General features: G+C 39.3%; 7 protein-coding genes. All 7 read right to left on the bottom strand.

All coding sequences use genetic code 11. The features are described 5' to 3' along the window. Positions 1-92: 92 nt before the first annotated feature. Positions 93-578, bottom strand: coding sequence for a hypothetical protein (locus tag SMSP2_RS08920; RefSeq protein WP_146683617.1), 486 nt, complete (start codon positions 576-578; stop codon positions 93-95). Between the two features lie 28 nt (positions 579-606). Further along, positions 607-1593 (bottom strand): RHS repeat domain-containing protein, encoded by a 987-nt coding sequence (locus SMSP2_RS08915; RefSeq protein ID WP_146683616.1) that lies wholly within the window; start codon positions 1591-1593, stop codon positions 607-609. A gap of 8 nt (positions 1594-1601) precedes the next feature. After that, a complete protein-coding gene (locus SMSP2_RS08910; RefSeq protein ID WP_146683615.1) occupies positions 1602-2072 on the bottom strand; it encodes a hypothetical protein in 471 nt (156 codons plus the stop codon). A gap of 2 nt (positions 2073-2074) precedes the next feature. Beyond that, positions 2075-7888, bottom strand: coding sequence for an RHS repeat-associated core domain-containing protein (locus SMSP2_RS08905; protein ID WP_146683614.1), 5814 nt, complete (start codon positions 7886-7888; stop codon positions 2075-2077). Positions 7889-7933: 45 nt separating this feature from the next. Continuing rightward, the gene (locus SMSP2_RS08900) at positions 7934-8992 is read right to left on the bottom strand and encodes a hypothetical protein (protein WP_146683613.1); all 1059 of its coding nucleotides are present in this window, start codon (positions 8990-8992) and stop codon (positions 7934-7936) included. Between the two features lie 442 nt (positions 8993-9434). Next, the gene (locus SMSP2_RS08895; protein ID WP_146683612.1) at positions 9435-10148 is read right to left on the bottom strand and encodes a hypothetical protein; all 714 of its coding nucleotides are present in this window, start codon (positions 10146-10148) and stop codon (positions 9435-9437) included. Continuing rightward, the gene (locus SMSP2_RS08890) at positions 10090-16485 is read right to left on the bottom strand and encodes an ATP-binding protein (RefSeq protein WP_146683611.1); all 6396 of its coding nucleotides are present in this window, start codon (positions 16483-16485) and stop codon (positions 10090-10092) included. The genes SMSP2_RS08895 and SMSP2_RS08890 overlap by 59 nt, the downstream gene beginning before the upstream one ends. Between the last annotated feature and the right edge of the window lie 241 nt (positions 16486-16726).

The raw sequence follows: 16726 nt of genomic DNA, 5'->3' as shown, positions 1-16726 counted from the left end.
TGAGCCATGAATATCCGTCACTCTATTAACTTATGAAAGAGCAAATCAAAGCAAAAATGACAATTTACGGGTGTTCGACTTACGGTTGACAACTACAATGTGGAAGCTGTTTTTTTGTGTATATTAATAGCCAACAATATTTTATTCATTTCAGGGTAAAGGCTGCAAAAAGCGTATATATTGCCGGTGTCGTCGTCAATTTCTACAAGAGGATGACGTATGAAAGTATGTTCATTCTTATATATCCATTCATCTTGATTGGTAAACGGATTATACAACAGAAAACCGTTTAGTGAAAAAAGTACAATTTTGTCATTCCACATCTGAAAATCTGCAATGCTGATGCCTTGATAAATCTTACTAAATTTTTTTCCAGACAATTTGCCCTTTATCTCATATTTGATTTCTTCTTGCCGCTTTAGATTAGCTTCCATATCATTGAAAGATTGAATATACAATCTGATGTAATTATCATCGTCTATTAGCAACTCTTTTCGAAGATTTATAAGTCTATTTTCTTTGCAGCTCTGCACGGCAAATAACACACATAATATAGAGAAAATTAAAATTTTTCGCATAGTTATATACCCTTATGAGTTTACTAGTTCATTTTCCAGTTAGCCATCCTATCAGTTTATACCACCATTTCCATCTAGTCTTCTTGAAAGGTTTGTGACACTGCATAGAGCTTTGCACACAGAAAGCCCCAGCTTCTTCTGATGTAGCAACTTTACTATTAAAAGCAAACAACATGCAACACGTATGACAAGCATCAATTGCTGTTTTAAGTGGGTATGATTTGAGCTTTTCGTCACATTTATCTGTACACTTAAGATATTCATTGCCATCAAGCAATCCCCACGGGTCAAAACCATTTACAGGGTCATGATTAGCGTAAACGTCTAAACCAAAGCCATCCACGTATTGTTTTAGGATGTTAAATTGATTGTTCCAATTTCCATCTGGATTAACACCATGCGGGTCATCTGTTATGAACCTTCTTTCAACTGGAGAATAGTATCTGTTCTTGAGGTAGTAGTTCCCCGTCTCATAGTCGTGGTAGTATCCGTTCCAGAGAATACTAAGCCCGTCGAGGTCAGTGCCTGTGTTGATTACTGAATTTCCCCAGGCGTCATAGTGGATCGGCTCTATCGCTGTCTGGTCGGCGGTTACAATGCCGATGACGCTGCCGCGGTAGTCGGTTGCGAGCAGGCGGCTTTCGCTTTGCCATGCACCGCTGAAACTTGCAACCTCCATGCCGAAATCTGTCAGGTCGATATAGCCGTCATCGTTGAGATCCCACGCCGTTAGAACGGCCGGCTCACAACTCGAATCACACAGCCAGGCCGCGGCGAAATCCTCGATACCGCTGCTGATAAACGAGACATACCCGTTCCAGTCGGCAATCGGCCCCAGCACATGCGGCCTGCGCATATAAACCGCCCGCGAGCCGTCAGAGTAAACGTACTCACGAGTCCAGCCAATACTGCCGGTATCTGTCTGTTCACATTCTGTTATCACGTTGCCCATCATATCATACACAAACCACGTAGTCAAGGTTTCTGTGCCGCCGGAGCCGTCATCAACGTCCACCGCCTTCTTTATCCGCCGGCCAAATTCGCAGATTCAGAAACAATATGCTGGTCATATATGTATTTACACAGAATCGCTATACTTTTTGGAAGAAATTGGGAACTATCTTTCATATTATGTCTATAGATCAAAAAGCCATTTTCTTTCTTAAAATCTGATTTATCAAGTAAATCAACTAACATTGAAAAATCATGTATAGGTAGAATACCTTTATAAGATTTTTTGCCTAATTTTTCTGTTGTAAAATCCCATTCATACGAACGATCTTTATACAAAATCAAACTTTCCTTAATTACCATATAATCAGTAATAATGGTAGAATTCCCACTTTGTTTTTGTTGCTGTTCCAAGTTTAATAGAACACGATTTCCTTCACATTTAAATACTATATTCGTATTACCGTATAGATCACTATTTTCATAGCATCCATGAAATAAAAAGGAAAATAGACTTATTATAGACAAAATAAGTGTTTTCATTCTTACCAACCTCCCATAAATATAAATTCACGTTTTAAACAACAACCTTTTATTGTTCTACGAGTATATCTTCGACAGTTATTTATCATAGAAAAACTTTGCCAACCCGGATCAGGGGATGAACTCACACAAGAAACTATATCTTTGCAGGTTGCACACTTGCACGATGTGCCTTTTCCTCCCCCCCATCTAAGATTTCCCCTTTTACGTTGCTTAGTGGACCAAAGAGTCGTATACAAAAAGTGCCCATCTAATGGATCTGGAGAGAAAACGGACCATTCTTTACCTGGTTGTCCTGCCCCGTTGGGCCAAAAGCTTATTGAACCTCCTTGCCATGAAATCCACTCATGACCTCTGTTTTCACCTGTGCTACCTCTTGATGTTGTTCGTTTCACGACAACACCACAAGCCAACCCCCAATCATCCCTACCATTGACCGGGTCATGCCCAGCGTAAACATCTAAACCTGCACCATCGGCATATTGGTTTAAAATACTGAACCTGTTATTCCAGTTTCCATCGGGATTAACGCCGTGGGGATCTTCTGTCAGGAATTTCCTCTCGACCGGCGAGTAATATCTGTTTTTGAGATAGTAATTCCCCGTATCGGCATCAGAGTAGTAGCCGTTCCAGAGGACATTAAGCCCGTCGAGGTCTGTGCCTGTCTGAATTACTGAATTCCCCCAGGCATCGTAGTAGATTGGCTCTATCGCAGTTTGGTCGGCGGTTACAATGCCGATGACGCTGCCGCGGTAGTCAGTTGCGAGAAGGCGGCTGTTTTCTTCCCAGTCGCCGTCAATATCTGACAGTACCGCCCCAAGGTCCTCAAAGTCAACGCGGTCGTCTGAATTAGAATCCCACGCCGTTAGAACCGTCTGACTGCACGAGGGATAACAAAGCCACGCCTCCGCAAAATCGTAGAGGCCAGTAGAAATGAAGTTGTCATAATCGGCCCAGTCCGGGTTAGTCTTCGTCCGCGGCCTGCGCATATACACCGCCCGCGAGTCGTCAGAGTAAACGTACTCATGGCTCCAGCTCACACTGCCGGTATCAGACTCTTTACATTCTGTTATCACGTTGCCAATCATATCATACACAAACCACGTAGTCAAGGTTTCTGTGCCACCGGAGCCGTCATCAACGTCCACCGCCTTCTTTATCCGCCGGCCAAGCGAGTCATAGGTATAGAGAGCAAAAGCAGCCTCGCTCTCGTCCAATATGCCGTTGCTGTTGGTATCAGAAGTAGATAACCCGACACGTTTTACGCGGCCCTCGCCGTCAAGCCCGTAAACATAATTATCAGACGGCGCTGCCGTCTCTTCGCCGATATCGTTGAGTGAGTAGCTGATATTGTTGATACCGAATATCTCGGAATCATAGCTCTCCAGCCGCCCAAGGTCATCATAACCGTAGCTGTCAACATCACTTCCAATCGTCTTGCTCGAAAGCCTGTCGGTCTGGGGCTGATAGGTGTATGCATTCACCCATACGTTCTGTTGACTTACAGTATCGTAAACGGCCTCCTGACCGATACGCCCGCGGGCGTCAATACTGCCGGCAGCCATAAACCCGCTCTCGCCCAGGTACGTATCAACGACCCTGCCGCCGACATAGCCGTACTGGGTAAGCAGATTGGAGTTGTCTTCAATGCTGACGACGCGGCCAATCTCGTCACGATTGTAGTATGTCGTAAGCCCCGAAGGCCCGGTAACAGATTTCAACCGGCCATCGCTGTAATACTCATAACTCACACCGGCCCCGCTCCAGAAACCGTCCTGTGTCCATTCAACATTGCCAAGACCGTCATATCCGCACTGATACAGCGAAAAGTCCATCTGCTGACCACCGGTATCGAGCAGCCATGTACTGACGAGCCTGCCAAGCCCGTCATGGCCGTAAACACACCATGGACGCGATTCACGGATAAGTGGGTCTTCGGGGTCTTGCGGAAGAGCATAATCAATATTGTTCTTCTCGGCAAGGAACCCCCCGGCATCGTAGCTGTATTCGGTCTCAACGCCGTCAGAGTCCGGGTCGCTGACATCATCGAGCACAACCCTGACCTCTGTATTGCCCAACTTGTTGTAGTAATAACGGATACCGCTGCCGTCATCATATTCAACCTGCGTAATATTATCCATATAATCGTACGTGTAGGTTGTTGTTTCAGCGTTGGCAGTAGAATTACCGTCTGTGTAGGCTGTAATCTCGTATTGCCTGCCAAGCCTGTCATAATTCCAATCGGTGTATTGTTCTACGTATGTTTTGCCCTGCACTCCCATATCAACATCTTTTATAGCTTCAATCATATTGCCAAACCCGTCATAGATGTATTCGTTTACCGTCCCGTCAAAGAGAGTTTCCCTGACAAGATTGCCTCCATGGTAAGCATAGGTTGCAGTCCCTGTAAAGCCTGTCTCTGCCTTGCTTATCAGGCGGGATGCCGGGTCATAACCGAATGCTTCAACTACAGTAACATCATTTACGCCTGTAATCTCGCTTACAGAAAGTCTGCTTCGGGTTGCAATTTTTCCGGTAACAGGGTCATAGTTGAGTGTTTCACAATTCCCGGCAGCATCTGTAACAGTATATTTGCGCCCGAAACCATCGTAAGTAATTGTAGTGTCGTCGGTTATCGGAAGGAGTTCAACTATTGGGAACTGCATGAAAAGTGTTGTTTCTCCTGTGGCGACTTTTTTCTTACAGAGTTGGCCGCAAGTATTGTATTCATAGTCTGTTACCTTATCCAGGCTCAGGTCTAATATTGTTTGGTCAGGGTCTTTGAAAACTGCTTCACGTATTTTTCGACCAAGAATATCATAATATACCTGTTCGCGTCGCAGAATAGTGGTATCGCTGTCTGTAACGACTTGCTCGATTACCTGTCCGGCTGAGTTGAGAGTCTTTTCATAAACAACGCCGCCCATACGGGTAACAGTATCTCTGCGACCGCCCGTATCGTAGCTGTATCGCGAGGTCTCAACAAAATCCAGTATAAAAGACCCCGAACCATTGTCAACAAGTTCAGTGTATATGCTTTCGTTATCAAGCCGGCCGTTGATGTATTGATAACGAGTGTAGTGCAGGTCTGGATTTATATCGTTAATATAGGTCTCAAAGTCATCAAGGCTGCATTCAAATAATCCCTCATAGAGTGTCGTTGATGTGTTATAATCGTATAATTCATCTAAGATGTTTGGTGCATATCCTTTGATGCGGCCAATGAGCAGACCGTTGCCGTCATATTTGAATAATTCGATAATATCGCCTGTCTGCGATGATGACGGATAATCAGAGTAAATCTCTCCATTGTCTGTATAGAAAGACGAGTTATAAACCGGGATTCCCCAATAAGGATCAACAGAGCAGTAGTTGCCAACGCCAACCCCCGCCTTAACTATCATATTGCCAAGGCTGTCATACTGATAAAAAGTGTAACTATCCTCAAGAGAATCAGCCATTGAAGGGTCTGAATAATTTTGTTCAAAAACCACCTGACCCAGGATGTCATAGTACTTAAACGTCTTGGAGACTGCAACCGTTTGACCGGTTAAATCTTCGTCCCATACAGTTTCAATAGCCGCATCGTCAGTATCACCCTGGTAGGTGTATTCAACGTGATATGGAGTATAGTCAGCAGCCGAGCCATCATTGTTGCCGTTGTATTCCTTTTCAGTTCTGCCGTAATCGTCATACTCATAACTCTTTATTATAGTATTGTTTACTAACGTCTGCTCAAGTCTGCCCCGGTTGTCGTAGATGTAAGAAGTGATGATTTTGTTCTGACTGTCGTTTGCGTCAATTAGTTGAACTTCTTTTGTAAGCCCCCGGCCGCCCCTGATCGTTAGAGTTTTTTTGTTTGCAGGATCGGTAGTTAAAACTACTTCATCCTGGAGGTTATAAGCATAGGTAGTAGTAAGGTTATCTACTCCGTAACCGCGAATTTCGGATGTCTTACGTCCATACAGATCGTAACCGTATTGGATTATGTTCCAGTTGTCTGGTGAGTCGAACGGAAAAGAACCATCACATAAAGCAATCTTTACATACTCTCTCTTGCCGGTAAGTGAGTGATATTCATATTTAGTCTGGCTGATAACAGTTATCAGGGCCAGATCCCAATTAAGCGGATTTGGGTCAAGGCCGGTTTGAGGGTCTTTGTATGCGTTGAATGTAGTAATACCGCCGGCAAGCACAAACTCATCAGTAACCCGCGAAGCCGAATCATACACTCTGCCGGTAACAACGCCCGCAGGGCTTATCTGCCAGACAAGATCGCCGAACGCGTTATAAACATACTCGGTGACAAGAGCATCCGGGTTGCTTCTGTTAGAAAGATTGTTCAGGTATTCCTTGTTTATGTTGCCATAGCTGTCATATTCATAGTGCAGTGTTTGAAGTGTGGTGTCGGCGGAATCATCTCCGCCGGATACATCGTCAATTTTGAGTGTTTCGGTAGTCAACCGGTTTTGAGAATCATAGCCATATTTACGGTAGGTTTTTTGGGTATAGTTGTCTGGATCGTAATTTTCATATTGTTTTTGGAGAAGCGTAGTGGGGTTTCCACTGTCATCGGTATATACGCTGTAAGTCTTTAATTCCCTTAAATCTGTGTTGTATTTTTCAAAACCATCGGCTGAGCCGCTTGTGTAGTAATATATGTCTTGTGTCTTACGATAGTTATCGCTTGAATCATATTCCCTGTTTTCAGTTAGCTGATAATCACTGTTGTATATTTCAACTGTTCTTTCCCCGGAAGCACTTCCCCCATCAGGTATAGTAGTATAAGTTGTGCCATCATAAAGGTAAGTGGTTGTATAGCTTGTTGAATTATGTGTAGTATCTGTGCTGTCCCTTTCTTCCTTAAATACACTCACTGATTCCATCGCACCTTCTGAATCATAAACCGTTTCAGAATAGCGGTATATGTAGCTTTCAGGTTCAGTTTCTGTTGCGAGCTCGGCCTCAACACATTCATAAACCTTTTCTTTGCGGCCGCCGCCGGCCAGATTCTCATATTCGTACTTCATAACCATTTTGCCGTCTGCATTGCGTTTGGCAATCAGCTTGTTGTAATCCGGCTGGCCTTGAGTAGTACCGTATTCATAAGTATAAAGAGTGCTTCCGACAGAGTTTTGTTCTTCAATAAGATTTTCATCAGCATCAAGCACCTCAACAATCCAATCATCGCCGCCGCCTGAGCATCCACACCCCGAAGCCCCGGAATTGGTGATAGAGCTAACTCTGTCGTTAGTGTCATAATTGATGGTGTAACTGCGGGAATAGTTGGTTCCAGAAGAGCTTGAAACACTTTGGTCAACAGCAGTTATAGAAGTTATTTGAGTTCTGTTTGTGTTATACTGAAACTCAATATAACAGGGATTTATTGCAGTTGCATCTCCGTCATAAATACGATATATTAGTCCATCGTTGCTGTCATAGACATACCTGTCTTCAACTTCGTTATTTGCATTGGTTATTGTTTTAAGCCGGTAGGAGTTTCCGTCGCTATGTTCAAATATATAGATATAACCTCTGGGGCTTGTTACTTTAACAGTGTCTGAAGCAGCCTGGTACTCAGAACTCCAACCGGGATAATATCCCTCTTCAACATTGTAGAAATATACAGTTCCGGGAAAACGGATAGTCTCCCATTTATCGTTATTCTGATCAGTGTAAACTTCCGCTGAAGGGAGCTGGTTTATAGGGTTGGTGCCGGGTTCGATGGAATACTTTAATCTGCCAACAGAAATTTCAGCACCGTTACAAAGGTTTAGAGTAGCGAATATAGTAATAAAGAATATTATTTTTTTCATGATAATCTCAATCAATGTGAATGTTTAAATAAAGGACAAGGTATGTTATTTGTTTTCCGGCGGACAGGTTAACACAAATTCTACAGAAGCAGTGCCTGATTTAATTTCATTACCGGCAAAATCATAAAATACGCAAGACAGGGTTGCGGTTTCTGTTTTTTTCTTTTCGTACTTAACCATGTTGTTGAGCGGTTCTAATACAACTTTTACACTGTTTCCCCCACATCCTGATTCATCACATTGAGATAGATCGCTTTCTGAAATATTTACCTTGTATAATTCACCTCCAGTGGGCTGCTCTAAGATTCTAACATGATCCGCCTCACTACAGCTCAGTATAATCGTTTGTGTCTTACCGAGAGGACAGCAGGAACCGTCTTTTGATTTGACATTGACTGTCGTTTGGTATTTGCTCCTACTAAGCTCGGGAGTTGGTAAGCAAGCCTCTGGACGATCAAAGATTGCTGTGACTGTTACTTCTTCTTCAATGGTCGAATGGATTGTATGATTACCTAAGGTTTCTCCTACTTTTCCTTTAAAATTATATATTGCAACTGTATCATCATTTTCATCAAGTTTGCATTCGTATTCAGCGTCCCACCCGCCCATTAAACTAAAACCTTCAATTGGATCACAAATAAAAAGGTTAAAGTAATAATTAGGATAAGGTAGTTCTTCGTAAAAATCAACACATCCCAGATAACAATGATTCCAGTAGTATTCCATTTCTGAACCGCTAAGTAATTCTCCATCATAGATATCATTACCTACACAACTGTCATAAGAGTCTTTGGCAAATATTCTTAGAAAGCTATAATGTTTCCTAGTGTCTTCCGTATCAGTCAAACCAAAGGTGTGGTGTGGGTTAATAGTTGAGTCACAAGTGCCATTTTGGCACTCTCTTGAAAAATACAAATCTCTGAAAACAGTATAATAATGAGGTCGAATACTGCAATCTGTTGAAAAGTTGTCACCCTCTAACTTCCAGTCAGGAAATTTGTCTTTGCAATAATGGTCAGCGAATATTGATGATGGAGACGCTATTAAACACAATACAGTCAGAGTTACTAATCCCCAATATGGTTGAGCTTTAAAATTCAACATTATCTGTCCTAAAAGTAAAATATTAAAATCATTAATTACTTTTCGAAAACCAAAAACAAGTTCCCGAATAAAACCTGATTTTAGATATTTTCAGGTAATGTCAATAAGAAAGATGTTAGTTTCATGTATTGTGTTTTTTACACATTAATTACCACAGTAATCCTACCGGAATAATCTGAATATTAGGGCTGTGTTTACAATCGATGACAAACGAGACTTGCCGGGTCTTAATAGTTCGTAACAGGGTAGAAAGGTGAACTTGGGTCAGATTACTTAGCCTTACTCCTCTAAATCAGGCGTGCAATGCTGCTCAAGTTAATTATTTCTCAAAGACACTGCCTGGCCTTAGTAAAATCAATCACCCTTATCACCAAATCGCTCAGGCAAGTTTGCTGTTCCTCGTAACCTTACAATGAAATGGTTTCTTTTTGCTCGAATAATCTCATGAATAAGTCTTCATTTTTTTTATTATATCTTGTCTTTGTTTGTTAGTTTTGCTGAGGGCCTTAATCATTTTATCCATTCTTTCTACATCCGACTCAGCTTGAATAATACCTTTGAGCATATTGTCGCTATTTAGGATTCTGTCTCTGTAATTGATTAGAGTTTTGATGTTCAATGTAAATTCATTTTTATCTTGCATATTATCTGAGGAATAAGAGAGTACTTCTTCCTCAGAAACATCTGCCGTTAAGGCCGCCATAATAATCTCTTTTTCTTTTTCAGATAATTTGATAATAGAAGCTATGAGATGTTCAAAACCACCTCCTTCTGACTGCATATTTTCATCAATATTATTTGGTTCAATTGAAGCGTTTACAAGTGCTTTTTTTAAAGGGTTTTTGCCGACGAGGATTTTAAGATTTTGTTCTAGGGAGTAAATTGGATCATTTGGGTCATATTTATATCGTATCATCCACAAGCGTGTAATCAAATCAGAGCACTCTTTTCTGATTTGATTACGGCTCCTTTTGCTTTTGGCGGTCTTTTCCTTTTCGATTAATTCTGCTATGTAGTGAGACATCCAGATCTGTAAAAGGCTATTGTTGGGGTTAATACTAAGTGTTTTGACAATTTCTTCTCCAAGTTTTGCTATTTCATCCCATTTTTTCAATTTTACCATTTTGACGGAGGATGAAGATTTTTGCTTGGCCATGATCATATTCCTTTGGATCTTTTATAGTGTCATTGTGTTTTCTGATTATTATCCTTATAAGCAAGTCTTTATTGATTTTTTCAAGGTAACTTAAGATGTGCTCTTTCTTGATATTTAGACGGTGACCATGAGTCGTTCGATTATCATACATCTCATTGTAATCACCTTCTTCCCATGACTCAGGTTTTACAACAATATCGCCTTTTGTGGTTTTGTATGTGAGTTTATCTGGTTCTCTTTTGAGTCTTTCCTTTTGAATAAAGTCATATGATGGGAGACTCCAGTCGCGTGGCAAACCTTTGCTTGTTGGATCCATTGTATGCATACTACGCTCAGTATGAAATTCTGTAGTAAAAGGGGATAGCTCAAACCCTTCTTGTGAAATATAATCAATAGGCTCAAAGAACTCTTTGTTTTCAGTGTTTATGAGTTGTGTTTCTATTTCACTGACATTGTGTTGATAGGATATTTTAAATTCAGGAATACCTATCGATTGGGGATATTCAGATGACAGCATTGCTCTCCCCAAAGCTCTTGCGGTTTTTGCTGTGACCAACGCTGATTCGATACTTATAGTAAACGAATGGTTTGAGATTCTTACAGTGTAATATCCACTTATGGTCAGCCATTCTGTATTACACTTTCCAATAAGCCCATAAAGTTGATCTGAAAAAAAGTCCATAGTTAAAGCTTCACTTGGATTTATGTCAATATCTGGGACGCCATGCATAAATCTGTGTAATGGCACTGGACAATGTAGATCGCAGGTAACAAGAGGGTCTGCATCAAAACAATTTCTTGATATCCAATATCCCCAACTACCATATTCATCAGATGGTTCAGGTGTAATTGGTAATTCACGAATCATTTCTCCTGCTGCCATATGCATAGCATGACGTTCAATGTATGTTGAAAGTGTTTCAATTGTAGGATGTGATCCGTGTCGATGTCCAAATAAATTATAATCAGTTCCTCGTACTTTTTTATGCGAATATTTCATACAGTCATTTGAGGTGACTTTCCATTTGTCGCATATCCAAGACTCTGCTCGTACTGCTACATCGCATCTATGCAGGCCGAAACAGTGCCCGAGTGGTGAATACCAGTATGGAAATGTGTCCATGGTATCAAAAGAAAAACGCCATTTTTTGTCAGGATTTGGGTGTTTTCCACGGCGAGTATACCTATTTTGTTTCGGCCAAATCACATGACGTGGCTCGTTTAAAAGCGATAAATAATTAAATTGTTTATTTGTCAAAAGTGAACCGTTAAATCTTTGGAGAATCATTAAGGTTCTTTTCGCGAGCTCCTGCATGCCGGCATGTGGAAAATCTGGGTCAGAGGCATGTTCGTATATTCTTGGAGCATAGTGAAGAAGCGATTTAGGGTTTATGTGTGCAATATGGAGTAAAAGAAACAATAGCCACTCTCGTGCAGACATCCACATTTTACCTTCTTTACTGAAAGTTAGATTGACAAGCTCGGCTAGTAGAGGTTCTGGTCTTAAGTATAACATGTTCCGTGCTACATGAAAAACTCGCCAACGCATACGATTATCCGGCTGTTCTAATAATTTGTAAATGAATTTAGCCAAATTGGAAATGTTGTTTTCCTCTAGATTATCAGCTGGAGAGGGCGTTTTTTTTAGTAATATTTGAAGGGTTGACACAAGTTTATCTTCGGATAAATAACGTCCTAATAAACATGCCGTTTTATATGCTGATCGAGCAGATAGCTGTGGTGCGTTATTTGCCAGAGCTGGAAGTATAACATTAGTTCGTTCATCGTTTGAAAATACTTGATTTTCAATCAGATCTCGGAAATGCGGTGAAATATCATAGTCGTAGCCAAGTATGTCATTAAAATTGTTATCTATATATAGTGGGATATTTTCTTTTGCCCATTCTGATATTCCAGGGGTTTCACACCACTTGGTGATCAGATTATTTAGTATATTCGGCAATATGGTTCGGTAATAGCTAAATGAATCTGGAATCTGGCTGGTTAGAATATTAAGAAAAGCAATTCTTTTGCTACCTCGAATGAATTGGCTGATTTCAACAACTAAAGATATTATTTGCTCTCCCAACAAATCATTGTCCTCTATGATTCCTTTTAAAATGACTAATTTATCAGAGCCTCTGGCTTTTGCCTTTATTAACCATTTTTCACTAAGGTCAATATGTTTTTCGGTTTTGATTTGATTGTCATGATCAGTGTTAATCCAGTTTTCTCTTTTTTCATAAAAGACATAACTATTTGTTAATTCCTTAATCAGAGCAGGAGGCATATTGTTATACTTGCCCCATATTGCTAGTTGATTGCATAGATATGAACGTTCTTCAATCGGTGAATCTCGCCTAATATCGTTGGCAACTCTTTCGAATAATTGGGTAGTGATTATCGGGTTCTCAGATGATATTCCTTTAAGAACCTTTAGTGAATTACACAAATAGTTTTTGTCTATAGTGTTGAACTGGTGAAATGCATGAGAATATATTTGATCTATCTGTTTGCCTGTTATAAGACCAGAAGCAAATTTGGATGATACTTGAGTAATATCCAACCAACCTTTTTTGTCCATTTCATAAACTGCATTTAAGCCTATATTTGAATCGAGTGTGGCAATTGCTTTAACATATTCATCCCAGGGAATACGCTCTTCCTCTTCCATTATTGGCCAGTATTGCTCAATTGCAACTTTAAGTTTTTTTGCTACTAAAGAACGCTCTTCTATAGGTGTTTGATGTGAGCAATATTCTGAAAGGTTCGCTAAGCTTTTGAGATAGTATGACGCATCATCATCAATCCCAGAAGCTGCAACAAATGCATCATCAAAGTATTGCTTTGATATGTCCATATCAATATGACTTAGAATAACTGAACATTTCATAAGTCGTTGAACAGTATCTGAGGCACGAAAATCTTTTTTACACCATTCAGTTTTGACTTTACCAATAAGTTCCAATGCTATATCGTGGTATTCTTTTCGACGTGACAATAAGTCAGCTACTGATAAATAGAGGTTACATGGGTTATATCCTATGATATCTTTACAGGGTTCTAGTAACTGGTCAACTAATGTTGGTTCTGAACCGTTAGTCTTGACTAATATATTGATGGCATTCGTAACAAAAACTTCGTATAGCGGTTCATGTCTATCCCAATGTTTGTATCTATTTTGTGTCCAATTGCTGATTAATTTCTTTAGCTGATTAGTTATAGTATTTATTGAACGGTTCTTTAAAAAAGATTCAGATATAAATGTGTATACTGGAAGTAGTAATTTTATTTGTCTTATACTTCTCTGATATTCTGAAGAGCTACTATAACTACTAGAATTGAATTTCTCTATGTCTTTTGGGAATAATTCCTCTATTCTTAAATTTTCATTTTTCAAGGTACTTTTAAATGCCAAAAATTTAGCAAACATATGGTGATGGTCATACCACTCATTTACAGATAACCAACGGTATATACTATTGTTGTTTTGTAGATTTACATATTTGATAATATCTAATAATATTGTTTTCGAAACACCGACTTTGGCTGCTAATTCAAGGAATGAAATAATCCAAAGTCCAATTTCATCGTGATTATTGCGATTTTTTAAAAACCATTTTTGTAATTTTATAGTGAGTTGTTCAATTTTGGTTTTTGAGGGCTTGTATCCAACCTCATACATTCCTGCAATAGCAGCAACCATATCCAATGTAGAGGATGAGAAGTTGTTGAATGTTTTTAATACATAACTGCGATCATTTTGGATACTAAGCCGTTTGAAGAACTCATATATACTTTGAAGTCTATCATTGGAGTTGACCCAGCAACGCAAAACTTGTTTAGCCTGCTTTATGCCATAAAGGCTCATTGCTGCAAGAGCTTCTGCTGCACTGTCCTTAATAGTATACTGAAATCCTCGCCAATCGTGTTTCTTCATTTCTGTTATATGAAGCTGAAGCCATGCTTTCCCTTTTGCATAATTAGATTCTGCAACATTTCTATTATGTGTGGTTTTAGAGAGTTCCGCTGCAATTCGAAAATAAATGTTCCCGCTATGGCTATTATTTTTCTGCAAACTATTTTCCAATGTTTGATATGAACTGTGTTGAATAACTAGTTCTGGAAAACTTGTCATTGTTTCACTTAAAACATAATCTGTCCTGTTGATTCGTCCAACTTCAAATAATAATTGTAGTGCCGCTGTAGAATTATTTAGAATTGCGGCACTTTTAAATGCATAAATCATACGATCTTGTTCGCACACTGTTTGCTCAATAGGATTATCAATAAAATTAATTCCTGATTTTCCTGTGACAATCCTAAGTAATTCCTCATGTCTCTCCGCATTAAATAAATGCATACATGCATATTTAACGCTATAGACATCAGATTCTATTGTTCTTAAACAATGGTGCGAAAGTGCGTCATGCGCAACTTTGATGTCAGTGCCTTTTAGCTTTTCATCAAGAAATGTTTCGTAATCTTCATCTCGAAAACGAAGTTCTTTTTGGTCATTTAAAACAATCCCCGGTCCCAATCCCTGACAAAATGCTAATACTGTTTCTTCTTCTATGCCCAGGCAATTAGAAATTACTGATATCGAAATAGGGCTAGCTGCCACTCTTAGCAAACTTATTACTTTTTTACTTGATACTTTAGAGGGTAAAACCGTTTCTGCCGACATCAACCAATCGTTGTATAAATCTGTCAGACCAAAGATTTTTGTCGTTTTAATTTCAGCAAAAGCGTCAGACTTACATTTTTTATGTAATTCTTCCAGCCAATAATTTTGATGTCGTGGTACGCCGCATGTCTTATCGTGAAAATCGCTTCCAATTTCAGGGGCAGCATGTGGAAAATAGTTGTGAAGATATTCAGTCGAATTGTTTTTGGTGAAACCCTTTAATTTAAAATCTTTAATGCCTTTTGGAGCTTTTAATTTTGATTTTCTGAATGTTCGGCATGTGTATACTAACTTGACATTTTTCGGTAAAGATATATTCCAGAGTTTTGGAATAAAGCTTTTGAAATCAGTAATTTCTTTATTTCTATCATAGGAATCGACTGCATTATCAGCAGCGTCTACAATTAATACAAGAAGTGCATTTTGCCTGGATAGTTTTTCTGCGGCTTTATTGATAGCTAATTCAAGTGTGTTCCAAGCATCAATCTGGTCAGTGCGGTTTCTTATAAGATAAACATTCTGTTCAACCAACAAAGATAACTCATTTACTAGTTGAGTACATAAAACCTCATCTGGAAATCGGTATTTATTCGGAGTCTCCGTTTTTCCACCAGCATAGCAATCATAAACTACGCTGACAGAACCTTGAGGCAAATATTTCTGCAAGGATTTCATCGTTAAAGACTTTCCAATCCCGGCTTCCCCGTGAACTAGTAATTTATTTGTATCCGGATTTGCAATGAGTTTTGCTAAACTTTGACAATCTTCTGTTTCAATAAGGAGTGAAGGTGATTCGATCAGACATGGAGCAGGAAAAAAATTATCTTTGTTGGTATTAAAGCAACTGAGGACATTGTCAATTGTTATTGTTCCACCATCTTTTTGAACAAATTCTCTTATCAGATCACACAGTTTTAGCAGTACACTATTATGAAATGCCCTGTCAAATGTTTTGATTTCCTCTTCAAGATGAATCCGTTGTAGGATAGGAGATTCAATACCCAATTTACTTAAATCTAAACAAGATAAAAACACACAAAAAGCATTGCTAGCCAAACCTGACGCTTTGTATAGTTTCTCTAACTCCGCTTTTTCATTTATAGAAAAGCCAGATTGTTTTAGTTTGGCAAATCGCCACTTATTTGGTTTGCCCATATTGCGATTAAGCAAGTTCTGTGCTTTGGATACGAGTTTTTGAGACTTAATATTTAATCCACGGTTAGAAACGATTTGCAAGCGAAGTTTTTGGGCGATAACCTTTGGGGATTTCTTCTTGTAATATCCTTCGAATGTAGAAGATAGTCGTCCAATAACCGATGATCTCAAACTTCTCTTCTTTTGACATGTTTGGGATATAGTCCATTGTTTGTTTGATTTGCTTATTCCGCATTTCAATTGAGATATTATAATTTTGCTTGCCTTACTAAAGGTCTTTCCACCATGATACTCGGATGTATCTACTCCTAAAAAAGTTTCAGGGCCTTGACCAAAATCTATCTCATCTTTATATGCCATGCTTTCAACGCAAACTTGTTGGATATTAGAATTATGTTTCAACATTGACAGGCATCGCCTTGCAGTCCAGACAAATTGGAATTCATAGCCGGTAACAGCTTCTTTTGCGCCATCTATTGTTTTTTTCTTGCCCATGAAGCAAATCCTTCTTTATCATTTAAAAGCATTATTATCTCTACAATAATAGTTCGTTAGTTATGCTCGAAATATGAGTATAAAAAGACAATTCTGCTCAAATAACTCACATTGTAGTCATAGGTGAACTTTTGAAAAAACCACCATCTAAACTAATTAGTTTAAACAACACATAGCATTTTAGTTTAAGTACTTACGATTATATTATGAAGTGTTTGATTGTCAATCCCCTCAAAAGAAT

Origin of the sequence: Limihaloglobus sulfuriphilus (genome assembly GCF_001999965.1) — a bacterium.
GTDB lineage: Bacteria > Planctomycetota > Phycisphaerae > Sedimentisphaerales > Sedimentisphaeraceae > Limihaloglobus > Limihaloglobus sulfuriphilus.
This window is presented reverse-complemented; position numbering and strand designations above follow the sequence as displayed.

Coding starts and splice junctions, on each gene's coding strand:
- SMSP2_RS08920 (WP_146683617.1), bottom strand. CDS start 578: ATGCGAAAAATTTTAATTTTCTCTATATTATGTGTGTTATTTGCCGTG.
- SMSP2_RS08890 (WP_146683611.1), bottom strand. CDS start 16,485: ATGGGCAAGAAAAAAACAATAGATGGCGCAAAAGAAGCTGTTACCGGC.
- SMSP2_RS08905 (WP_146683614.1), bottom strand. CDS start 7,888: ATGAAAAAAATAATATTCTTTATTACTATATTCGCTACTCTAAACCTT.
- SMSP2_RS08900 (WP_146683613.1), bottom strand. CDS start 8,992: ATGTTGAATTTTAAAGCTCAACCATATTGGGGATTAGTAACTCTGACT.
- SMSP2_RS08895 (WP_146683612.1), bottom strand. CDS start 10,148: ATGGCCAAGCAAAAATCTTCATCCTCCGTCAAAATGGTAAAATTGAAA.
- SMSP2_RS08910 (WP_146683615.1), bottom strand. CDS start 2,072: ATGAAAACACTTATTTTGTCTATAATAAGTCTATTTTCCTTTTTATTT.